At 45.3% G+C, this 22,648-nt stretch carries 18 protein-coding genes; 5 read left to right on the plus strand and 13 right to left on the minus strand.

Translation table 11 applies throughout. The features are described from left to right. The first annotated feature begins 12 nt into the window (after positions 1 to 12). From KHN78_RS05590 to KHN78_RS05605, 4 genes are all read left to right on the plus strand, one after another. Complete coding sequence (locus KHN78_RS05590; protein WP_211915402.1) at positions 13 to 966, plus strand: cobalamin biosynthesis family protein; 954 nt, start codon at positions 13 to 15, stop codon at positions 964 to 966. After that, positions 966 to 1,790, plus strand: coding sequence for a vitamin B12 ABC transporter substrate-binding protein BtuF (gene btuF / locus KHN78_RS05595; protein ID WP_211916516.1), 825 nt, complete (start codon positions 966 to 968; stop codon positions 1,788 to 1,790). The genes KHN78_RS05590 and btuF overlap by 1 nt, the downstream gene beginning before the upstream one ends. Before the next feature lie 76 nt (positions 1,791 to 1,866). Further along, on the plus strand, positions 1,867 to 2,487 hold the full coding sequence (locus KHN78_RS05600) for a TRIC cation channel family protein (protein WP_128811657.1): 621 nt from the start codon (positions 1,867 to 1,869) through the stop codon (positions 2,485 to 2,487). Positions 2,488 to 2,616: 129 nt separating this feature from the next. Next, positions 2,617 to 3,477 carry a LysR family transcriptional regulator gene (locus KHN78_RS05605; RefSeq protein ID WP_211915403.1) on the plus strand — a complete coding sequence of 287 codons (861 nt, stop codon included), beginning with the start codon at positions 2,617 to 2,619 and terminating at the stop codon, positions 3,475 to 3,477. Here KHN78_RS05605 and KHN78_RS05610 read toward each other — a convergent pair. The 6 genes from KHN78_RS05610 to secA form a co-directional block, all read right to left on the minus strand. Further along, positions 3,413 to 4,192: a TSUP family transporter gene (locus KHN78_RS05610; protein WP_211915404.1), complete on the minus strand. Its 780-nt coding sequence runs from the start codon at positions 4,190 to 4,192 to the stop codon at positions 3,413 to 3,415. The two genes, KHN78_RS05605 and KHN78_RS05610, sit on opposite strands and share 65 nt — an antisense overlap. 200 nt (positions 4,193 to 4,392) lie before the next feature. Continuing rightward, positions 4,393 to 7,626 (minus strand): carbamoyl-phosphate synthase large subunit, encoded by a 3,234-nt coding sequence (gene carB / locus KHN78_RS05615; RefSeq protein WP_211915405.1) that lies wholly within the window; start codon positions 7,624 to 7,626, stop codon positions 4,393 to 4,395. 16 nt (positions 7,627 to 7,642) lie between these two features. Continuing rightward, positions 7,643 to 8,782 (minus strand): glutamine-hydrolyzing carbamoyl-phosphate synthase small subunit, encoded by a 1,140-nt coding sequence (gene carA / locus KHN78_RS05620; protein ID WP_128811661.1) that lies wholly within the window; start codon positions 8,780 to 8,782, stop codon positions 7,643 to 7,645. Positions 8,783 to 9,263: 481 nt separating this feature from the next. Further along, positions 9,264 to 10,073, minus strand: a complete 810-nt coding sequence (gene dapB, locus KHN78_RS05625; protein ID WP_211915406.1) for a 4-hydroxy-tetrahydrodipicolinate reductase — start codon at positions 10,071 to 10,073, stop codon at positions 9,264 to 9,266. A gap of 112 nt (positions 10,074 to 10,185) precedes the next feature. Further along, on the minus strand, positions 10,186 to 10,584 hold the full coding sequence (gene mutT / locus KHN78_RS05630) for an 8-oxo-dGTP diphosphatase MutT (protein ID WP_211915407.1): 399 nt from the start codon (positions 10,582 to 10,584) through the stop codon (positions 10,186 to 10,188). 73 nt (positions 10,585 to 10,657) lie between these two features. Next, positions 10,658 to 13,387, minus strand: a complete 2,730-nt coding sequence (secA, locus tag KHN78_RS05635) for a preprotein translocase subunit SecA (RefSeq protein ID WP_211915408.1) — start codon at positions 13,385 to 13,387, stop codon at positions 10,658 to 10,660. Between the two features lie 419 nt (positions 13,388 to 13,806). Between secA and KHN78_RS05640 the strand changes: the two genes are divergently transcribed. After that, on the plus strand, positions 13,807 to 14,265 hold the full coding sequence (locus tag KHN78_RS05640; RefSeq protein ID WP_211915409.1) for a DUF721 domain-containing protein: 459 nt from the start codon (positions 13,807 to 13,809) through the stop codon (positions 14,263 to 14,265). A gap of 116 nt (positions 14,266 to 14,381) precedes the next feature. Here KHN78_RS05640 and lpxC read toward each other — a convergent pair whose 3' ends face one another. The 7 genes from lpxC to ftsW all read right to left on the minus strand — a co-directional run bounded on the left by lpxC (position 14,382) and on the right by ftsW (position 22,633). Further along, positions 14,382 to 15,299 (minus strand): UDP-3-O-acyl-N-acetylglucosamine deacetylase, encoded by a 918-nt coding sequence (lpxC, locus tag KHN78_RS05645; RefSeq protein ID WP_128811666.1) that lies wholly within the window; start codon positions 15,297 to 15,299, stop codon positions 14,382 to 14,384. Between the two features lie 101 nt (positions 15,300 to 15,400). Then, the gene (gene ftsZ, locus KHN78_RS05650) at positions 15,401 to 16,636 is read right to left on the minus strand and encodes a cell division protein FtsZ (RefSeq protein ID WP_211915410.1); all 1,236 of its coding nucleotides are present in this window, start codon (positions 16,634 to 16,636) and stop codon (positions 15,401 to 15,403) included. A gap of 30 nt (positions 16,637 to 16,666) precedes the next feature. Further along, a complete protein-coding gene (gene ftsA, locus KHN78_RS05655; RefSeq protein ID WP_128811668.1) occupies positions 16,667 to 17,935 on the minus strand; it encodes a cell division protein FtsA in 1,269 nt (422 codons plus the stop codon). Continuing rightward, positions 17,928 to 18,713, minus strand: a complete 786-nt coding sequence (locus tag KHN78_RS05660; RefSeq protein ID WP_211915411.1) for a cell division protein FtsQ/DivIB — start codon at positions 18,711 to 18,713, stop codon at positions 17,928 to 17,930. The genes ftsA and KHN78_RS05660 overlap by 8 nt, the downstream gene beginning before the upstream one ends. Before the next feature lie 186 nt (positions 18,714 to 18,899). Continuing rightward, a complete protein-coding gene (gene murC, locus KHN78_RS05665) occupies positions 18,900 to 20,360 on the minus strand; it encodes a UDP-N-acetylmuramate--L-alanine ligase (protein WP_164837220.1) in 1,461 nt (486 codons plus the stop codon). Between the two features lie 22 nt (positions 20,361 to 20,382). After that, entirely contained in the window at positions 20,383 to 21,450 is a 1,068-nt protein-coding gene (gene murG / locus KHN78_RS05670) for an undecaprenyldiphospho-muramoylpentapeptide beta-N-acetylglucosaminyltransferase (protein WP_211915412.1), read from the minus strand. Further along, on the minus strand, positions 21,437 to 22,633 hold the full coding sequence (ftsW, locus tag KHN78_RS05675; RefSeq protein ID WP_211915413.1) for a cell division protein FtsW: 1,197 nt from the start codon (positions 22,631 to 22,633) through the stop codon (positions 21,437 to 21,439). Before ftsW ends, murG begins: the two co-directional genes overlap by 14 nt. Between the last annotated feature and the right edge of the window lie 15 nt (positions 22,634 to 22,648).

Raw genomic sequence — 22,648 nt, forward strand, 5'->3', positions numbered from 1 at the left:
CTCTCAGATTTCATGGAAGAAACCTTTCAACAGATCTATGCCAACGGTGCGCTCCTCGTCATGTGGGGCGCATTGTTATTTCACCTGCTTATCCCCATTCCTCACTCTGCTCACCCAGTGACGCTTTGGCACAAGTTTGCCGAGCAACTGGCGAACAAGGTCAATACCAACCACAGCTACTCACAGAGTGTTATCTCTGGCGGACTCGCGTTACTTGTCATGCTTCTGCCTTGCTTGTTATTGCTGATCGCGATGAAACCTTTGGTTTGGCAAGCACCTTTATTTGAGCTGGCACTCATGCTTATCGCTCTTGATTGGCGTAATAACGAATCACTGGCCAAACAACTCGTCACCGCGATGTCGAATGAGAACAAAGCGCATTGCCGAGCACTACTCAAACCTTACCTTAACCGCGATACAGAGAGCTTGTCGCTATTAGGGATTGGCAAAGCAGGCGCTGAGACCATCATCATGGGCTACGGACGTAACGTTGTGTGCGTGTTGTTCTGGTATGGATTGACTGGTGGAATTGGCGCTCTGATGTATCGCCTTACTGCTGAACTTGCTCGAGCGTGGTCGCCGAGTCGTCGTCAATATTCCCCATTTGGTAAGCCGGTAATTCAATTAACAGCAGCGCTAGAAATCATTCCATTGAGATTATTCGCAATGTTCATTGGTGTGGGTAAAAACGTATCAAGTATTTTCACGTCCATGATTCAACAAGCGAAATCTTGGCCACTTCCTGGGCCAGCATGGTTGCTGTGCTCAATTGGTAACAAGCTTCAATTATCACTTGGCGGCCCTGCGTTATATCAAGGGCAACGCGCTGAGCGAGCGAAAATTGGAGGGCGAATTGCACCATCAGCCATTCATTTGGCACAAATCCAAACGCTCGTGGTGTGGCGTATCTTTGCTTGGATTGTTATCCAAAGTCTTATCCTCGGACTCATTTATCAAGGACTATGATGAAAAAACTTGGCTTTGCCTTTTCTCTTCTTTTTTCAACCATTTCATTTGCAAATGAGCCAGTGCAGCGCGTCATCAGCCTAGCCCCTCATGCGACAGAAATTGCATACGCAGCAGGTCTAGGCAATAAGTTGATTGCCGTGAGTGAAATGAGTGATTATCCCGAGCAAGCCAAAGCATTAGAGAAAGTCTCCAACTATCAGGGCATCAAGCTAGAGCGCATTATCGCTCTTCAGCCCGACTTGGTTATCGCTTGGCCTGCAGGCAATCCCGCCAAAGAGCTTGAAAAACTGGCACAGTTTAATATTCCGATTTACTACTCAACCACTGGTTCGCTTGAGGACATCGCCACAAATATTGAACAGTTAAGCCTGTATAGTGAGAAACCTGAAGTTGGCCAAAAAGCGGCAGCAGCGTTTCGTGCACAATTAGAAATACTAAAAGAAAAATACAATACCGAAGATAAAGTCAGTTATTTCTATCAACTCAGTGAAAAGCCAATCATCACTGTGGCTGGAAAAAACTGGCCAAGTGAAGTTTTCACATTTTGTGGTGGCAAAAACATCTTTGCCAAAGGCACAGCACCCTACCCACAAGTCAGCATCGAGCAAATCATCACTCGTCAACCTGAAGTACTGTTCACATCACAACATGCAATGAGCCATGATGGAATGTGGGTGGCATGGAAAGATGAGATCCCTGCACTCAAAAATAACCATACTTGGACGCTCAACTCCGACTGGATTAACCGTCCAACCCCCAGAACTTTAAACGCGATCACAGAGGTGTGTGAACACTTTGAAAGCATAAGGCAAAAACGCTAACGTTTTCGTCGGAAATCCCGTAAAATTTCCGTCCAATTTTTGTTCCCCACAATTTGTTTATAAGGTACCAAGTAACATGGACTCCATGCTGCTTTATATGATCGATTTATTCGGTACTGCTGTCTTTGCGGTTTCTGGCGTTTTGCTCGCAGGCCGACTAAAGATGGATCCTTTCGGCGTTATCGTTCTCGGTTGTGTCACAGCCATCGGAGGTGGCACGATTCGCGATATGGCTCTCGGCGCAACCCCTGTATTCTGGATTACTGACACCACGTATCTTTGGGTCATTTTCATCACCTGTTTACTCACCATGATATTGGTACGCCGTCCCAAGCGCCTTTCTTGGTGGGTGTTGCCCGTTTGTGATGCGATAGGCCTAGCGGTATTCGTTGGGATTGGTGTTGAGAAAGCCCTCGCTTACAACGCGTCAGGTATGGTTGCAGTTATCATGGGCGTCATTACTGGCTGTGGTGGCGGTATCATTCGTGATGTTCTGGCTCGCGAAGTCCCGATGGTACTGAGAAGCGAAGTCTATGCGACGGCGTGTATCATTGGTGGTATTTTCCATACCACAGCGTTGACTATGGGATATGACCATTCTGCTGCACTCTTGGCCGGTGTCATTTCAACATTAGTGATCCGCCTCGGCGCTATTCGCTGGCACTTATCTTTACCGACCTTTGCCATTAATCGCTAATAACTCGCAAACCCATTCACTAAAAAGAGCCAATATGAAATGGCTCTTTTTTGTTTCTATAAACACCATTCGCTTCTTACTTAAAGCTTGTTTATATTGGGCTATCATTCCCAACATTCATGGATAAACATGTTATTGGAAAGCATTGAAACACTATTGGTTTTGAGTAAAGAAAAAACCATGAGTCATACAGGCAGCCAACTCTACATTAGTCAATCGGCCGTAAGTAAACGAATTGCTAATTTAGAAAAGAAACTGGGTAAAAAACTGATTGAACCACATGGCCGTCACATCAAACTGACTTCCGATGCCGTTGCTCTTATCCGTACGATTGAACCCACATTCAATGAGTTAAGAGGACAAATCTACGACCAGCAAGAACTGGAAGACACCTCGTTGATAAAACTCGATTGCTCTGAAACATTAGTTGCAGGCTATCTTAGTTTGATCATGGAAGCCCGTTTAGTACAAGATCCTTACATTCGCATCTCAACCAATCACACGCCACGCATCGTAGAAAATGTAAAATCAGGCAGAGCTACTCTGGGCTTTTGTGCTGGCTACTTACCACCACATCATGGGCTCATGAGTTTCCATTTGGCCGATGAACCCTTTTCTATCATCAGTAAACACGCCTTAGGCTCTCTGCCAACCGCTATTTTAACCAATGATTTAAGTAACCCAGCCAATACCTATCAACAAGCTGTATTGTCTAAACACAATATTCAGCCCTTAATGGAAATGGATTCATATACAGCCGCAGCCCAATTAGCATTAGGGGGCATGGCACCCGCTCTCATACCAAAATCCATTATAAAGACGCTAAAGATTGCCCCTCAATATTGCTACGAATTTGAAGAGCTATCCTCTCTCATTAGGCCAATAAGTATTTGTTTACGACACAACGCCTACCGTAATGATCGTATTAAAACCATGATAGAAGCCATTGCTGATGTTGTTGCCAAAGAAGTTTTGCCGCCATCAACATAGACATGGTAATCACAAGTGGTCGAATCCATTTTTGCCCCTTAGTCACGACCACTTTGGCACCAAGCTGAGCACCGATAAAACCACCTACCGCCATGGTCAAACCAATTTCCCATACCGGCAAGCCAGCTAAAATGAAGAAAAGTAGCGCCGCGATGTTTGAGGTAAAGTTCAGTATTTTAGTTCGAGCGGTTGCATCAACTAACGAGAATTGACCAAGTGCAACAAAACAAAGTGCAAAAATTGACCCCGTTCCCGGGCCAAAAAAACCATCGTAAAAACCAACGCCACCACCAACACATAAAGCGAACATAGCTTCAGATATCTTGGCTTCATCGTTCGTCACTTTCGAGATTGGAGCAAGTAAAAAGTAAAGGGAAATCGCAATCAAAAGCACAGGAATAAGGCTTGTTAATATACCGGCATCAATGAATTGCACCGCTTCTGCACCAATAGCTGAGCCAATAAATGTACAAGCAATGGCGAGTCGCATCTCTTTCAAGCTGACAATACCGTTACGCACAAAGTACAAGCTAGCGGAAAAGCTTCCAAAAGAACTTTGCAGTTTATTCGTTGCTAAAGCCTGAGTTGGGCTGAGACCTGCTGCTAATAGTGCTGGAAGCGTCAGCAAACCACCTCCTCCAGCCATGGCATCAATAAAACCAGCCGCTGATGCGACAAAAAACAGAGCAATTAAAATCTCAAAAGTGATTTCCACTTATGCATCCTTGTCAAAATTTGTATCGGAAGAACCGCAACGGTAGCACTGATATCAATAAGGCCAAAAGGAAACTCGAGATATCAACCTATTCCAAATTTTCATTAATAAAATAGTGAGACAAAAAAGCCCGCTCGAATGAGCGGGCAATGAGGTTGTCATATAGGCTCTAATTAGTGAGCCTACTGATTTTTATTTTATTAAGCTTCTAGGCTTGCTTTCACTTTCGCGTGCAACTCTTGAACAGAGGTTACAGAGCTTTTCGCATCTGCGGTATGTGCCATACATGTTGCAAATGCAGCGTTTAGCGTCGTGGTGTAGTTCACTTTCTCAGCAAGCGCGCCACGACGAAGTACTTTAGAGTCTTCAATCGCTTGACGACCAGCCGCGGTGTTCACGATGTAGGTGTACTCGTTGTTCTTGATACGGTCAAGAATGTGAGGACGACCTTCGTGTACCTTGTTTACCAGACGTGGGTTAATACCCGCTTCGCCAAGGATAACCGCCGTGCCGTGCGTTGCATCTAACTGGTAACCAAGTTTCGTTAGCTTAGACGCAAGGTCTACCACACGTTGCTTATCACCTTCGCGAACAGACAATAGTGCACGACCACCTTCAGGGTATACATTGCCACAGCCAAGTTCAGCTTTCGCATAAGCTTCTGCGAATGTGGTACCAACCCCCATCACTTCGCCCGTTGAGCGCATTTCAGGGCCCAATAATGGGTCAACGCCAGGGAACTTATTGAATGGCAGTACGACTTCTTTCACTGAGTAGTAAGGAGGGATAATTTCTTTCGTAAAGCCTTGAGCTTCAAGAGATTGACCCGCCATTACACGTGCAGCGATTTTCGCTAACGGTGCGCCTGTTGCTTTCGAGACAAACGGAACAGTACGAGCAGCACGAGGGTTTACTTCGATGAGATACACTTCGTTGTCTTTTACCGCAAACTGCGTGTTCATTAGACCACGTACACCCAATTCGAATGCAAGCTTCTCAACTTGCTCACGCATCTTGTCTTGGATTTCTTGGCTTAACGTGTATGCAGGAAGTGAACATGCTGAGTCACCTGAGTGAACACCCGCTTGTTCGATATGCTCCATAATACCACCGATGACGACACGCTCACCGTCACAGATAGCATCGATATCCACTTCTGTTGCGTCATCTAAGAAGCGATCCAACAGTACTGGAGATTCGTTTGATACGCTTACCGCTTCGTTGAAGTAACGACGTAGGTCTTGCTCATCGTATACGATTTCCATCGCACGACCACCAAGTACATATGATGGGCGAACAACAAGAGGGAAGCCGATTTCACGTGACTTCTCAACCGCTTGTTCCATCGTCGTTACTGTCGCATTTTGTGGCTGTAGAAGACCTAAACGGTCAACAGCAACTTGGAAACGCTCACGGTCTTCTGCACGGTCAATTGCGTCTGGGCTAGTACCAATGATAGGCACGCCAGCCGCTTCAAGTGCACGTGCTAATTTAAGTGGAGTCTGACCACCGTATTGAACGATAACGCCTTTTGGTTTCTCTACGCGAGCAATCGCTAGTACATCTTCCAAAGTGACTGGTTCAAAGTACAAACGATCAGAGGTGTCGTAGTCGGTTGAAACGGTCTCAGGGTTACAGTTAACCATAATCGTCTCGTAGCCATCTTCACGCAGCGCTAGTGACGCATGTACACAACAGTAATCAAATTCAATACCTTGCCCGATACGGTTTGGACCGCCACCTAGGATCATGATCTTGTCTTTGTCTGATGGGTTCGCTTCACACTCTTCATCGTAAGAGGAATACATGTAAGCCGTATCCGATGAGAACTCTGCCGCACACGTATCAACACGCTTGTACACTGGGTGGATGTCATATTGGTCACGTAAACGACGGATTTCACTTTCCGCAACACCGAGAATCTTAGATAGGCGCGCATCCGCAAAACCTTTGCGTTTAAGCTTGATTAACTCGTCTTTGTTTAGACCAGCAAAACCTTTCGCTTTCAGCTCTTGCTCAAGTTTAACGATGTCTTCGATTTGAACGAGGAACCAACGGTCGATTTGCGTTAGGTTGAATACGCCATCGACTGACATACCCGCACGGAATGCATCCGCGATGTACCAAATACGCTCTGCGCCAGCTTCTTTCAGCTCATGACGGATTTTCGTCAGTGCATCTGGTGCATCTAGGTCAACCATTTCGTCAAAGCCAGTCGCGCCAACTTCTAGGCCGCGAAGCGCTTTTTGTAGAGATTCTTGCTGGTTACGGCCGATAGCCATCACCTCACCAACTGACTTCATTTGTGTCGTTAGACGGTCGTTAGCACCGGCAAATTTCTCAAAGTTAAAACGAGGAATCTTAGTTACTACGTAGTCGATAGTTGGTTCGAATGATGCTGGCGTTGCACCACCAGTGATATCATTTTGCAATTCATCTAGTGTGAAGCCAACTGCTAGTTTCGCTGCAATCTTCGCGATTGGGAAACCCGTTGCTTTCGATGCAAGAGCAGAAGAACGAGATACACGTGGGTTCATCTCAATGATAACCATGCGGCCATCTTTCGGGTTGATACCAAACTGTACGTTTGAACCGCCCGTTTCAACACCGATTTCACGAAGTACTGCTAGCGATGCATTGCGCATTAGCTGGTATTCTTTATCCGTCAGAGTTTGTGCTGGCGCCACCGTAATAGAGTCACCAGTATGGATACCCATTGGGTCAAAGTTTTCAATCGCACATACGATGATACAGTTGTCCGCTTTGTCACGAACCACTTCCATCTCATACTCTTTCCAACCAATTAGAGATTCATCGATCAGAAGCTCGTTCGTTGGAGAAAGGTCGAGACCACGACGACAGATTTCTTCAAATTCTTCTTTGTTGTATGCGATACCACCGCCTGTACCACCCATGGTGAAAGACGGACGGATGATACAAGGGAAACCAACCATATCGAGAACTTTGTAAGCCTCTTCCATGGTTTTTGCAGTATCAGCACGAGGGCACTCAAGACCAATAGACTTCATCGCTTTATCGAAGCGAGAACGGTCTTCTGCTTTATCAATCGCATCCGCCGTTGCACCGATCATCTCTACGCCAAATTCAGCAAGAACGCCATGCTTCTCTAAGTCTAGAGCACAGTTAAGTGCAGTTTGACCACCCATTGTTGGCAGTACGGCATCTGGACGCTCTTTCTCGATGATCTTGCGAACGACTTCCCATTGGATTGGTTCAATATAAGTTGCATCCGCCATGTCTGGGTCTGTCATGATGGTTGCAGGGTTCGAGTTCACTAGGATAACTCGGTAACCCTCTTCACGCAGTGCTTTACACGCTTGTGCGCCAGAGTAGTCAAACTCACATGCCTGACCGATAACAATCGGACCAGCACCAAGAATAAGAATACTTTGAATGTCAGTACGTTTTGGCATTATCTACTACTCCGAATTAAGCGCTGTGTTTTTTGATTAGTTCGATAAAGTGGTCAAATAGCGGTGCTGCGTCGTGTGGACCAGGACTCGCTTCTGGGTGACCTTGGAAGCTAAATGCTGGCTTGTCTGTACGGTGAATACCTTGCAGAGAGCCATCAAATAGCGATACGTGAGTAGCACGTAGATTTTCAGGTAATGTTGCTTCATCGGCTGCAAAACCGTGGTTTTGAGACGTAATCATCACAACATTACGATCCAAATCTTTTACTGGGTGGTTGGCACCATGGTGACCAAACTTCATTTTCACTGTTTGAGCGCCAGATGCTAACGCTAAGATTTGGTGCCCTAGGCAGATACCGAAGATTGGTAGACCTTTTTCTAAAAATACTTTTGTTGCTTCGATAGCGTAAGTACATGGCGCTGGGTCGCCAGGACCATTCGATAAGAAGACGCCGTCAGGATTCATTGCGAGGACTTCTTCAGCTGAAGTTTCTGCAGGAACAACCGTTAAGCGGCAGCCTCGGTCAACCAACATTCGCAGGATGTTACGTTTTGCGCCGAAATCGTAGGCAACAACGTGATATGGCAACTCGCTGTCGTCTTGCGCTTCAGGAAGTCCACCCTCAAGCGTCCACGAACCTTGTTTCCATTGATACGCTTCTTTTGTTGTAACCTCTTTCGCAAGATCCATTCCTTTCAAGCCAGGGAATTCTTTTGCTTTCGCTAGTGCCAAAGCTTCATCTAGGTTGTTACCTGCAACGATACAACCGTTTTGCGCACCTTTCTCACGCAGGATACGAGTTAGCTTACGAGTATCGATGTCTGCAATGCCGACGATATTTTGCGACTTAAGGTAATCAGAAAGGGATTGTTCATTACGGAAGTTAGAAGCGATAAGAGGGAGATCGCGAATCACAAGGCCTTGAGCGTGGATTGAAGAGGATTCTTCGTCTTCGGAATTGGTTCCGGTATTGCCAATGTGAGGATAAGTAAGAGTAACGATTTGTTGAGAATAGGAAGGATCAGTGAGAATTTCTTGGTACCCCGTCATCGAGGTATTAAAAACAACTTCACCAACGGAAATACCATCTGCTCCAATGGACACACCGCGGAACACTGTCCCATCTTCTAGGACTAACAGTGCTAATTTACCCAAGACAACCTCCAGAATAAAAATGCATAAAAAATAAATTAAGTTGCAAATATGCCTTCCTATACCTTGAATATCTACATAAACAGGTATTTTTGACAAATTGGCGGTATTCTAAGGATGGACTTAGAAACTGTCAATACCGCTCGAAAAATAAATTATGTTTTTCTGGGAAGTAAGGTCATTTCAACACAAAAAGACCCAAAAAAGTAAGTTTCACATAACCACTTACCTATCAAGATGCCACTTTTATTAATTTTACAAAATTGAACATATCAGAGATCACATATTTCTATGATATTTTCACGCAAACGTTCGCCACAAGAAAACAACTGCAACTTTTAATCACTACAAAACAAAAACACCAAAAAACTAGCATAAACCAAACTAAAGTCAGTGGTAAAACGAAGAAAATCACACTCATTTTATTTACATGTATAGATGCAAACATAAAAAAACCGGCTTACGCCGGCGAATAATTATGTATTTACAGTTCATTTAACCCTAGAACATCGGTCATGGTATAAAAGCCTGATGGTTTAGAATTCAACCAAACTGCAGCTTTCACCGCACCATTCGCGAACGTCATACGATCTGTGGCTTTATGAGTAATTTCGACTCGTTCGCCGATATCAGCAAACATCGCAGTATGCTCACCTACGATGTCACCAGCGCGAATTGTCGCAAAGCCAATTTCATCTTTAGTGCGCTCACCCGTAATGCCCTCACGTGCATATACCGCAACATCGCTGAGTTTATTGCCCATTGCGCCAGCAATCGCTTCACCCATACCAATAGCGGTCCCAGATGGCGCATCGACTTTGTGGCGGTGATGCGCTTCAATAATCTCGATATCGCAATACTCCCCCATCACCTTTGCAGCTTTCTCAAGTAACTTGAAGACAAGGTTGACACCTACTGAGTAATTTGGAGCCATTACGATAGGCACTTGCTTAGCGGCGTCATCAATCAGTTCACGCTCTTCTTCACTAAAGCCGGTTGTACCAATGACGATACTCTTACCGTGTTGCTTGCAAAGCTCTAGATTCGCTAGCGTGCTCACTGGAGCAGTAAAATCGATGACCACATCAAAGTTGTCGACTACTTTAGCTAAGTCATCTGTCAAAAAAACATCAAACTTGCCCTCACCACACAATTCTCCAATATCCACACCAACTAACGATGATTCTGGACGTTCAGAGCCAGCGGTAACCGAGGCTTCTGAATGTAGATGTGAGGCTTTAACTAGATTGCGGCCCATTCGGCCTGCAGCTCCTGCGATTGCAATACGAACCATTGCGCTTTCTCTCCTTCTCTGGATAACGAGGCTTTCACTCGTTCTCTTCGTTTCGCTGATTGTTTTTAAACTAACAATATCCGGTGTTAACCACAAGGCAGTTAGCCGTGAGCTAAGAAAACTCTTTAACTACGCGCTCCAGAATCGGTACGTTTGCCTCCGGAAAGACATAATCAAGTAATGCGCTAACATCGACCCAGCGCCCTTCTTGCCCCTCTCGACCATAAGGCTGGCTTTCAAATTGAGAGACAAGCATAAAATCAAACTTTAGAGACTTCTCTGGATAATCATGCTCAAGATGCTCAAATAAAGTTTGCTCTGTGACTTGAATGCCAATCTCTTCTTCCAGCTCACGAATCATTGCTTGCTCAGCACTTTCACCATTTTCTACTTTTCCACCAGGAAACTCCCAGAAGCCGCCTTTATGTTTATCATCAGGTCGCTTGGTAATAAATATTTGCGACTTATCTTGATTAAAAATGATCGCCGCAACAATGTGAATTCGTTTCATGGTTTTTGTTCCTAGATCTGTTGATACAAAAAGAGCCGCCTAAGCGACTCTTTGTTTCTGTCTATTGACTGTATTAGTCAATTTTACCGTGACACTGTTTGTACTTTTTGCCACTGCCACATGGACAAGGCTCATTACGACCCACTTTACGCTCATCACGAACCATTGGTTGGTGGTTTGCCTCTTCCGGTTCTTCGCCTTCCGTTAATGGGTTTTGTGCCGCAGCGTGCTGAGCTTGAGCACGACGTGCTGCTTCTTCAGCTTGAGCACGGCGCTGCTCTTCCATACGTTCAACTTCTTCTTGCTGCTGAACTCGTACACGTGATAGCACAGTAATCACATCGGTTTTCAACGCTTCTAGAAGACCTTCAAACAGTTCAAACGATTCACGCTTGTACTCTTGTTTCGGGTTCTTCTGAGCATAACCACGTAGGTGGATACCTTGACGTAGGTGATCCATCGCCGCAAGATGCTCTTTCCATAGCGTATCGAGAGTTTGAAGCATCACCGATTTCTCGAAGTTACGTAGAACTTGAGCGCCTACGACTTCTTCTTTCGCTTTGTATACTTCAACCGCTAGGTTAATGATCTTCTCACGTAACGCTTCTTCATACAGCTTGTCATCTTCTTCAAGCCATTGCTTAACCGGTGCGTCGAGATCGAAGTCAGCTTTCAAACGTTCTTGAAGACCTTCAACATCCCACATATCTTCTAAAGATTGTGGTGGAATGTACTCATCAATAATCGCGGTAATAACGTCTTCACGGTTTTGCTCGATCATTTCGCTGATATCATCAACGTTCATTAATTCGTCGCGCAGTTCGTAAACGACTTTACGTTGATCATTCGCCACATCATCGTATTCAAGAAGCTGTTTACGGATATCAAAGTTACGGCCTTCAACTTTACGCTGAGCTTTTTCGATTGAACGAGATAGCATCTTAGATTCAATCGCTTCACCCTCTTCCATACCGCTTTGGATAAGGCTAGCCATGCGATCAGAAGTAAAGATACGAAGTAGAGAATCTTCCATTGATAAGTAGAAACGTGATGAACCTGCATCACCCTGACGACCAGAACGACCACGTAGCTGGTTATCAATACGGCGAGATTCATGGCGCTCAGTACCGATGATATGTAGACCACCTGCTTCTAGTACTTGATCGTGAACTTGTTTCCACTCAGCTTTGATTTCTTGAATCTGTTCTTTAGTTGGGTTTTCTAGTGTTTCCACTTTTGCTTGCCAACTACCACCTAACACGATATCAGTACCACGACCCGCCATGTTTGTTGCGATAGTAACTGCACCAGGCTTGCCGGCTTCTGCTACGATTTCTGCTTCTTTTTCATGGAACTTAGCGTTTAGTACATTGTGCTTAACTTTTGCTTTTTTCAGTGCGTTAGATAAAAGCTCTGATTTCTCGATCGAAACCGTACCAACAAGAGATGGTTGGCCTTTTTCAACACGCTCTTTAATATCTTCGATGATTGCAGCAAATTTCTCTGCTTCTGTGCGGTAAACCACATCTGGCATATCGTTACGGATCATAGGTTTGTTGGTTGGAATAACCACCGTCTCTAGACCGTAAATAGATTGGAATTCGAATGCTTCTGTATCTGCGGTACCTGTCATGCCTGACAGCTTTTCGTATAGACGGAAGTAGTTCTGGAAAGTAATCGATGCCAGCGTTTGGTTTTCGTTTTGAATCTTAACGCCTTCTTTTGCTTCAACCGCTTGATGAAGGCCTTCAGACCAACGACGACCAGGCATTGTACGACCAGTATGTTCGTCAACAATGACCACCTCACCGTCGTCATTGACGATGTAGTCTACGTTGCGTTCAAACAACACATGCGCACGAAGAGCAGCGTTAACGTGATGCAGTAAGCTAATGTTTGTTGGAGAGTAAAGCGTGTCGCCCTCTTCCATCAAACCATTCTTCACCATCAACTCTTCTACAAACTCTTGACCCGTTTCAGTCAAGTACACTTGCTTAGACTTCTCATCAACAGTGTAGTGACCATCCCCACGGTATTCTTCTGAATCTTCTTTATCTTGTTTTTGAAGGTGCGGAATAAGTAAGTTGATACGAGTGTACAGTTCAGAACTATCTTCAGCAGGGCCTGAAATAATAAGAGGGGTACGAGCTTCATCGATAAGGATCGAGTCCACCTCATCGACTACTGCGAAGAAACGCTCACGTTGAACACGGTCTTCATTGCGGAAAGCCATGTTGTCACGTAGATAGTCGAAGCCAAACTCATTGTTTGTGCCGTAAAGGATGTCAGCTTGGTACGCTTCTTTCTTCGCTTGAGGGGGCATGTTCGGCACGTTAATGCCAACCGTCATACCAAGGAATTCAAATAATGGGCGGTTTGTCTCCGCGTCACGAGTTGCTAGGTAATCGTTCACCGTAACAACATGGACACCTTTACCTGGCAATGCGTTTAGGTAAGCAGGAAGAGTTGCAGTTAAAGTTTTACCTTCACCAGTACGCATTTCCGCGATTTGGCCTGCGTTCAGAACCATACCGCCGATAAGCTGTACGTCAAAGTGGCGCATACCGTAAACACGCTTCGATGCTTCACGAACCGTAGCAAAAGCTTCTGGAAGCAGCTTATCAAGAGTTTCGCCTTGCTCTAGACGCTCACGGAACTCAACAGTTTTCGCTTTTAGCTCTTCATCCGAAAGCGCTTCGAATGTTGGTTCGTAGTTATTGATCTCTTTTACAATTTTTCTAAGGCGGCGCAGTGTTCGGTCGTTGCGACTGCCAATAACTTTTGTCAGTAGCTTAGTTATCATTTTTCGTGAATCTCTCTTTAATCAGACCGTTCCCGATCTACTCGTAATGCTTTCAGTCTCTACCAATTTGGAACTAAGAATACTGAGATAAATCATTTATCAAAGATATTGAGTTCAAACATCCATATTTCAAGGCTTAACTTTGAATCAATGTGGCTTAGTGTAAGGATTTTTCATCAATACAACCATAAATAGACGTATTTGTTTGAAGCACTCGGAAGTTTTTTAACAAAGTGATGACGGATTCGCCAGTATTTACCTGATACAGAGACGTAAACTTTGTCATTAAAAGCAATCCGATTCGGCCTACTGAATTCAAGATACCTAGTTGAGCTGAAAATAAAGGCCATAATGTAAACTATACCTAGGAAGAAAGCTGCTCTAGAATAACGGCAAGTCCACAAAATTAGATTTTACCTATGCGTGATCATCGCCCCACCTCAACAGACGATCTTATTGCCGAATCTCAGTTTAAGCAGATCCAAGAACACGCTGGAGATATCTTGCAACTCAATCAAGCACTGCAAGAGATCCTACCTAAAGGCACAGCAGATCACTGCCGAGTAGCCAATATCCGTAACGGACATTTACTCATTGACGTGGCTAGCGCTTCATTAAAGATGAAGATCGACTACGATCGCCTTATGATCCTCAATAAACTGAGAACACAAGGCTACGCGAAGCTAATGAGTGTCGAGGTAAGAATCAACCCATCTTTGTATCGAAATCGCTTTGAGCATGATGACCGACCAAAACGCCCTCCACTAACAGAAGCCGCAGCTAACTCATTAATGATCATTGCGGATATGGCGCCACCTAAAATTCAAGAGCGTTTAAAACGATTGGCGGATATGGCCGAGAAAAAAAGCGAACTCTAATCTCTCACAATCTAAATCCAGTCAGATCATGATGAGTACCAATCGTAGTAAATAACTACCAGATACAAAAAAACCAGGCCGTAGCCTGGTTTTTTTAATTCATTTGCGTCTGTAAATTACGCAAGCACCATGTTAGGTTCTGCAAAAGCCACTGGTGAGCCAACTTCTTCTTCGAATGTTGTCCATTCCCATGCTTCTTGATCAGCAAGAACAGCACGTAAAAGTTGGTTGTTTAAACCGTGACCTGATTTGTAAGCACGGAATTCACCAATAATTGCATGGCCACACATGTAAAGGTCACCAATTGCATCAAGTACTTTATGAGTAACAAACTCATTCTCAAAGCGAAGACCTTCTTCGTTAAGAATGCGGTAATCATCCAAAACGATCGCGTTATCAAAACTACCACCTAGAACAAGGTTCTGGGATTGTAAGTATTCAATATCTCGCATGAAACCGAACGTACGAGCACGAGAAATCTCGCGAACGAAACCTTGAGATGAAAAATCAAACATAAGACGTTGCTCGTCTGATTCAATCGCAGGGTGATTAAAATCAATTTCGAAGTCCATACGGAAGCCGTTAAATGGAACAAACTCTGCCCACTTATCGCCATCTTCAAAACGAACTGGTTTCTTAATACGAATAAAACGCTTAGGTGCATTTTGTGTTTCGATACCTGCTTGTTGAAGCAAGTACACGAATGGGCTTGCACTGCCATCCATAATAGGAATTTCAGGAGCATCAACTTCAACAACAATGTTGTCGATACCCATACCAGCAAGTGCTGCATTCAAATGCTCGACAGTAGAGATACGAATGCCTTGATCGTTGACTAATGCTGTACATAGCATTGTGTCACGAACAGATGCCGGATCAGCTGGAAAATCTACAGGTGGATTTACATCTGTACGACGGTAAATAATACCTGTATTTGCAGCAGCTGGGCGCAGAGTAAGTGTGACTTTACGACCAGAGTGGAGGCCCACACCAGTTGTTTTCACTATTTCTTTCAGAGTACGTTGTCTGATCATCTGCTTGCCTCTCTAAAAAATGCTACAAAACACGGCCGTCTGTAACGTCGACCGTGAATGCTACCATAATTTTGAGCTATGTCAAATTTACGGGTTAAAGATTAATCAGCCTGACGACGCAAAAATGCCGGAATATCTAAATAGCCGCTTTCTTTCTCTTGCTTAGGTGCTGCTGACGTTTGACTAGCAGGAACCGAAGAAGAAACGGTATTTGTAGACTGAGGAGTTACCTGTGCTTTCTCTTGCATTGGAGTCGACTGCAAGGTCTGCGCCGGTTTCTCTTCAGATTGCGGTGCGATTGTTTGCTGTTGCACTTGTGGTGCCGCTGTCGGTGCAACTTTCGCCTTACCACCAGCCACTAGTGTAATATCAGGCTTTTTCTCGTTACCGATACCAGTCGCTACTACTGTTACACGGATTTCGTCTGTCATATCTGGATCTAGAGAAGTACCGATAACCACTGTTGCATTGTCAGAAGCAAATGCTTTCACTGTGTTACCCACTGTCTCAAACTCATCAAGACGCATATCCAAGCCAGCTGTGATGTTAACTAGAACACCACGCGCGCCCGCTAGATCGATGTCTTCTAGAAGTGGGCTAGAAATTGCCATTTCAGCCGCTTCTTCTGCACGGTCTTCGCCTTTCGCGATGCCGCTACCCATCATTGCATGACCCATTTCAGACATCACGGTACGTACGTCTGCGAAGTCGACGTTGATCATGCCTGGACGAGTAATCAACTCTGCAATACCTTGAACTGCGTTTTTAAGAACGTCGTTCGCGCTTGCAAAAGCTTCTAGTAGAGTTACACCGCGGCCAAGAACTTTCAGCAATTTCTCGTTTGGAATTGTGATCAATGAATCGACATGCTTAGACAGCTCATCGATACCTTGCTCTGCAAATGCCAAACGCTTTTTGCCTTCAAAACTGAACGGTTTTGTTACAACCGCAACAGTCAGAATGCCAAGCTCTTTTGCCACTTCAGCAATAACAGGTGCTGCACCAGTACCTGTACCACCACCCATACCTGCTGCGATAAACACCATATCGGCACCAGTTAGGGAATCTTTAATTCTGTCTCTGTCTTCGAGAGCTGCCTCACGGCCGACCTGAGGGTTTGCACCAGCACCCAGACCTTTAGTGATATCACCACCAATCTGGATGACATTGCCAACGCTTGTCTTACGAAGTGCTTGCGCATCAGTGTTGACGCTGATGAATTCCACTCCTTCGATGGATTCACGCACCATGTGTTCAACAGCGTTACCACCGCCGCCACCAACCCCAACGACCTTGATTACTGCATCGTCAGACATTTCCATCATCGGTTCAAACATGTGTTGTCTCCGTTTATCCTGCAACTCAGGTTAAAACTCATTTTTTATCCAATTACGCAGTTTACCGATAAAGCCAGTAACTGACGACGATGAACGCTTAGGTTCATTATAATCGCTATCGTCACTAGACTGCATATCTCTTGCGTAATGAAGTAATCCAACAGCCGTAGAATGATACGGCTCTTTTACATAGTCAGTAAGCCCACTAACTTCCAGCGGCTTGCCAACCCTAACTTGATTGCGGAATACGCGTTCCGCACATTCTACCACTCCTTCGATTTGCGCTGCGCCGCCGGTGAGTACAACACCCGCCGCGAGATGGTGCTTAATACCCTCTTCGCGCAATTTCGCTTGTACGGAGTCGATAGTTTGGTTAACCAGTCCCATTAGCTCTGAATATCGTGGTTCAATCACTTCCGACAAGGTCTGACGTTGCAGACTGCGAGAAGGTCGACCACCAACGCTTGGAACGTTAACCGTGTCATCCTTACTGACCAGTTCACTAAGGGCACAACCATATTTGACTTTGATTTCTTCGGCATCACTCACCGGTGTACCGAAAGCAAAAGCAATATCGCTAGTAACCGCATTTCCTGCGTAAGAAAATACTTCAGTATGGCGAAGTGCGCCGCCGGTCCAGATAGAAACATCCATCGTACCTGCGCCAATATCAACCACACAAACCCCAAGCTCTCTTTCATCCTCGGTGATTACTGCATTACTTGCAGCAAGCCCAGAAAATACGAGTTGCTCAACTTTCAGGCCGCAGCGTTCTACTGCCTTAATAATGTTGCGTGCCATATCATTATGGCAGGAGATCAAATGGACACTCACTTCCATTCTTACCCCAGATAAGCCAAGCGGGTTTTTAATGCCCTCTTGGTAATCGATGGTGAACTCTTGAGGAATAACGTGAAGAATTCTCTGCTCATCACCGATTTTAATCGATTTTGCGGTATGGATAGCGCGATCCATATCTTCTTGAGAGACTTCCTCATCCGATATGGTGCCCATGCCTTTCTCAATTCGGCTTGCGATATGTTTGCCAGACAACGAAATGAATACTCGACTAATTTGGCATTCAGCCATTAGCTCAGCTTGATCAATTGCGCGTTGTACTGATTTTACAACCGATTCCAAATCGTTCACGCCGCCTTTATCCATGCCGCGTGATGGGCTACTACCCGAACCAATAATGTTGATTTGGCCATCCGGTAGAATTTCGCCCACTAGAGCTGAAACGGTTGCAGTGCCTATATCAAGGCCAACAATAATATTGTCATCAGCGACCTTAGTCATCTGTACTCTCTTGTTCTAACTCATGTTCAGGAAACCAGCCAACCGCGGCTCCTGTATCGTACCTGAGGTCGATATAACTGATTCTTTGCGTATCACTGCCAAGCTTGTTATAGAGTGAAATAAAGCGCTCTATACGCTCATCCAGTGACTCTTTACCAAGCTCTAGTCGAATACCGTTATCAAGGATGATTTGCCAAGCTCGTCGCTCGTTTAATACCAGAGACGATATAGCTAAACCTAATTTTTGAAATTTCGGTCGAAGTTCGCGGTAGGTTTGCAAGACTTCCGGCCCAGTTTCTTTAGGTCCATATAACTTAACTTTCTCTTCCTTTAGTAGGCCGACATCCCCCTCAAATACAAAACCGTTGCCATCCAACAGTTCAATACCATTCCAAATGGCTTCAGGGTGATGCTCTGTCAAAAATACTTTTACCGTATCTGGCCACTGCTTTCGTATGGCTGCATGAGCAACCCACGGAAGCGCTTCGACGCTTTGTTGCAGTACATCGATATCTTGCGACATAAATGTACCGATATGGTCGATATTGCCAAATGCCGATTGGACATCGTCCGCAGTGACATACTCCAGTTTTCCCTGAAGTACTATTTTGGAGAGAGGTAACCTTTGGTCATCCCACATCCAACTGATCGCTGAGTACAAAACGGAACTAATTAAGGTCACAACGATGACGAAAAATACCGCACCCAAGATTTTCTCTTGGCGACCTCGGTTATGATCCGATTTAGGCCGCTCTTCATTCAGTGCTACATTCAACAACGTTTTCGTTTCCTGATTTTGCCCCATCCTTTTACTGTCATACGTTGCAGCAGTAAAAGTATTGACTATAACCTTGGGATTATACTGAGCTCTTGTAAACTATCAAACACTGATAGCGATAATTCACAACGTTCTTGACGCAAAATCGAGATCTAGGTCTTTCTCTGAGCTTTACGTCAAACTTCGCTACTGCTCAAGCATCTTATTAACATTCAACTCAAGAGCGGCAAGCTGTTTGGCCACTTTACCAACATCCCCTGCTCCTTGAGTCAAGATCAAGTCGCCATCTTGTATAACGTTAGCTAAAACAGACGGTAATTGCTCAATTTCTGGAACAAAAATTGGATCTATTTTGCCTCGGCTGCGAATTGTGCGACATAGCGCGCGTCCATCAGCCCCTGCGATTGGTTTTTCTCCCGCCGCGTACACATCCAACATAATCAGCACATCAACTTGTTCAAGTACGTTCGCAAAGTCATCATATAGATCACGAGTTCGGCTGTAACGGTGCGGCTGGAAAATCATAACCAATCGCTTGTCTTGCCAACCACTGCGAGCTGCACTAATTGTGACACCGACTTCTGTTGGGTGATGACCGTAATCATCCACCAGCATTGCCTGACCATTTCCAGTATCAAACTCACCAAGATGATCAAAGCGACGACCAGTACCTTGCGTACCTGCCATGGCTTTTAAAATCGCATCATCATTAATGTCATCTTCTGTCGCGACGGCAATCGCGGCTGAGGCATTTAACGCATTGTGGCGGCCCGGGATATTCAATGTAATATCTAAGTTTGCGCGGCCCTCGCGCACAACCGTAAATTTACCTTGCTGACCTTGTTGGTGATAATTTTCAATGCGCACATCGGCATCTTCGGAAAAACCGTACGTGATCACTTGACGACTGATGCGTGGGATCAACTCACGAATCACAGGATCATCGATACACACGATCGCCTGACCGTAGAATGGTAGGTTGTGTAGAAAATCAATAAAGGTCTGCTTTAAAGTTTCGAAATCACCACCATAGGTATCCATATGGTCAGCTTCGATGTTCGTCACGATGCTTACCATAGGTTGCAAATGCAAGAATGAAGCATCACTTTCGTCTGCTTCAGCAATCAAAATTCGGCTAGAACCTAAACGTGCGTTCGTGCCCGCGCTCTTTACAAGACCACCGTTGACAAACGTTGGATCAAGGCCCGCTTCAGAATAGATTTGCGTCACTAGCGCGGTTGTCGTCGTTTTTCCGTGAGTACCTGCAACCGCAATCCCATGACGGAAGCGCATCAGCTCAGCAAGCATCTCGGCACGACGCACGATTGGGATACGCAACTCTCGTGCGGCCATCACTTCTGGGTTTTCTTCGTTGATCGCCGTTGAAACCACAACAACACTGGCTTTTTCGACATTGCTTGCCTGGTGACCAATGAAGACGGTCGCACCTTTAGAGACTAAACGCTCTGTCACTGGGTTTTCTGATAGGTCAGAGCCTGTGATCTGGTAGCCTTCGTTCAACAGCACTTCTGCAATGCCGCTCATGCCCGCACCACCGATACCGATGAAGTGGATGGATTTCACGCGGCGCATCTCTGGCACCATTGCGCGAATCTGAGCTAAGTCTTGTGTATGTTGGATTGTCATTAATTCTATTCTCAGTTATTCGTTAGCGCTTTTCGGTCAAAGCGACAATAGCTTGTGCGACAACTCGGTCAGCATTCAATTTTGCAGCGCCACGCGCTTGCTCAGCCATTGTAAGTAAAGCTTTTCGATCCAATTGTTGGATCTGTTGGGTCAACGACTCAACAGTTAACTCTGGTTGTTCAATCATTTTCGCTGCGCCGCAGTCCACAAGATGGTCAGCATTCAACGCTTGTTGACGATCTTTGTGCATAAACGGAACAAAAATAGCACCGACACCTGCCGCTGAAACTTCAGAGACGGTCAACGCTCCTGAACGACAAACCAGTAAATCAGCCCATGCATAGGCCTCTGCAACATCATCAATAAACTCGGTGACTTCTGCGTTAACTACGCCATTTGCTTGATATGCCGCATTCACTTCTTCCGCTGCACCTTTACCTGCTTGGTGACGAATACAGTAATCCTCACCCAATTTCGCCATCACTTCTGGCAACGTTTGGTTAAGAATGCGAGCACCTTGACTACCACCCATCACCAAAATACGAATCGGACCATGTCGCTCCTGCATGCGTACTATTGGGCTTTCGAGCTGAGTGACGTCTTCACGCACTGGGTTACCAACCACTTCGGCATGAGGGAAAGCACCTGGAAACGCTTGAAATACTTTCTTGGCAATTTTTGATAGCCATTGGTTCGTTAGACCCGCGACAGCGTTCTGCTCATGCAGAATAACAGGAATGCCGCTCATCCAAGCCGCAATACCACCAGGACCACTCACGTAACCACCCATACCAAGTACCGCATCTGGTTGCCAGCGCTTCATATGAGCACGAGCCTGCTTGATGGCATTAATGATTTGAAATGGTGCCGCAAGAAGACGCTTAACACCTTGACCTCGTAGACCTTTTACTTTGATAAAGTCGATTTCAATACCATGTTTCGGTACTAAATCCGCTTCCATTCTATCCGCAGTTCCTAACCAGCGAATTTCCCAACCTTGCTCTTGCAATTGTTTGGCAACCGCCAGACCTGGGAATACGTGACCGCCAGTTCCACCAGCCATCACCATCAAACGTTTATTTTTCTTCATTAACTTGCTGTTCTGATTCTTTCTCGCCGCGCTTTACACGACATTCGTGATCAATACGCAGTAATATAGATACTGCGACGGACATAATAATGAGACTTGAGCCACCATAACTGATCAGCGGTAAAGTAAGACCTTTGGTTGGTACAATGCCAGCAGCAGCACCTACGTTGACCAACGTTTGAAAGGCAAACCAAATGCCAATACCGAACGAAAGATAGCCACCAAACATTTCGCCCTCTTCAAAGGCGCGTTTACCAATATAAATGGCTTTCAATACCAAACTGAAAATTAGCATCAGCACTAAGACGACGCCAACAAAGCCGAGTTCTTCTGCCAGAACTGCAAACACAAAGTCAGTGTGTGCTTCTGGTAAGTATTCCAATTTTTGGATCGAGTTACCAAGGCCTTGACCAAACCATTCACCGCGACCAAAAGCCATCAATGATTGGGTAAGTTGGTAACCACTCCCAAATGGGTCTTCCCATGGATCCATAAATGAAGTGACACGACGAATACGATAAGGCTCAATAAGAATAAGCCCCACCACCGCTGCAATACCGGCGATCATTAATGCTAAAAACTGCGTTAACTTAGCCCCGGCAATGAACAGCATGCCAAACAGCGTCACTAACATTACAACTACAGTTCCCAGGTCTGGTTGTCCTAAAAGTAATACAGCCAACGCAGCAAACACCATGATGGGTTTCATAAAGCCACCAAAGAATGTCTGCCGAACTTCATCCTGTTTACGCACTAAATAACCGGACATAAAAACAAACAATGAAAGTTTGGCTACCTCGGCAGGTTGTAGGTTAAACAAGCCAAGAGGAATCCAACGAGAGGCACCGTTAACGGATTTGCCTGCGACTAAAACGACGATAAGCAAACCAAATGAGAACCACAATAAGTAGTGACTCTTTTTAAACCAATGTTGTAACGGTATTTGAAGAATAACGGCAGAAGCGCCAAGCGCCAAAACAAGAAACGTCGCGTGACGGAACATAAAGTGAAATGGCTGATCCGTCAGGCGTGAGCTGATAGGAAAGGAGGCAGAGGTCACCATCACCAAGCCAGTTAACATCAAACCTAGCGCTATCCAGACGAGTTGGCGATCAAAGAGCGCTTCTGGTGCAGGATGCTTAAGCCAAGTGCCAATGCTGCGTTTAACGTTACCTAAACCCACGAAGTGTGTGACCTT

Source organism: Vibrio sp. B1REV9, from assembly GCF_905175395.2.
Taxonomy (GTDB): domain Bacteria; phylum Pseudomonadota; class Gammaproteobacteria; order Enterobacterales; family Vibrionaceae; genus Vibrio; species Vibrio alfacsensis.

Bases quoted from the DNA above. Each gene is read 5' to 3' on its own strand.
- ftsZ (WP_211915410.1), bottom strand. From the start codon at position 16,636: ATGTTTGAACCGATGATGGAAATGTCTGACGATGCAGTAATCAAGGTC.
- btuF (WP_211916516.1), top strand. From the start codon at position 966: ATGAAAAAACTTGGCTTTGCCTTTTCTCTTCTTTTTTCAACCATTTCA.
- KHN78_RS05600 (WP_128811657.1), top strand. From the start codon at position 1,867: ATGGACTCCATGCTGCTTTATATGATCGATTTATTCGGTACTGCTGTC.
- murC (WP_164837220.1), bottom strand. From the start codon at position 20,360: ATGACAATCCAACATACACAAGACTTAGCTCAGATTCGCGCAATGGTG.
- dapB (WP_211915406.1), bottom strand. From the start codon at position 10,073: ATGGTTCGTATTGCAATCGCAGGAGCTGCAGGCCGAATGGGCCGCAAT.
- lpxC (WP_128811666.1), bottom strand. From the start codon at position 15,299: ATGATCAGACAACGTACTCTGAAAGAAATAGTGAAAACAACTGGTGTG.
- KHN78_RS05590 (WP_211915402.1), top strand. From the start codon at position 13: ATGGAAGAAACCTTTCAACAGATCTATGCCAACGGTGCGCTCCTCGTC.
- murG (WP_211915412.1), bottom strand. From the start codon at position 21,450: ATGAAGAAAAATAAACGTTTGATGGTGATGGCTGGTGGAACTGGCGGT.
- KHN78_RS05640 (WP_211915409.1), top strand. From the start codon at position 13,807: ATGCGTGATCATCGCCCCACCTCAACAGACGATCTTATTGCCGAATCT.
- mutT (WP_211915407.1), bottom strand. From the start codon at position 10,584: ATGAAACGAATTCACATTGTTGCGGCGATCATTTTTAATCAAGATAAG.
- secA (WP_211915408.1), bottom strand. From the start codon at position 13,387: ATGATAACTAAGCTACTGACAAAAGTTATTGGCAGTCGCAACGACCGA.
- ftsA (WP_128811668.1), bottom strand. From the start codon at position 17,935: ATGACTAAGGTCGCTGATGACAATATTATTGTTGGCCTTGATATAGGC.
- KHN78_RS05605 (WP_211915403.1), top strand. From the start codon at position 2,617: ATGTTATTGGAAAGCATTGAAACACTATTGGTTTTGAGTAAAGAAAAA.
- carB (WP_211915405.1), bottom strand. From the start codon at position 7,626: ATGCCAAAACGTACTGACATTCAAAGTATTCTTATTCTTGGTGCTGGT.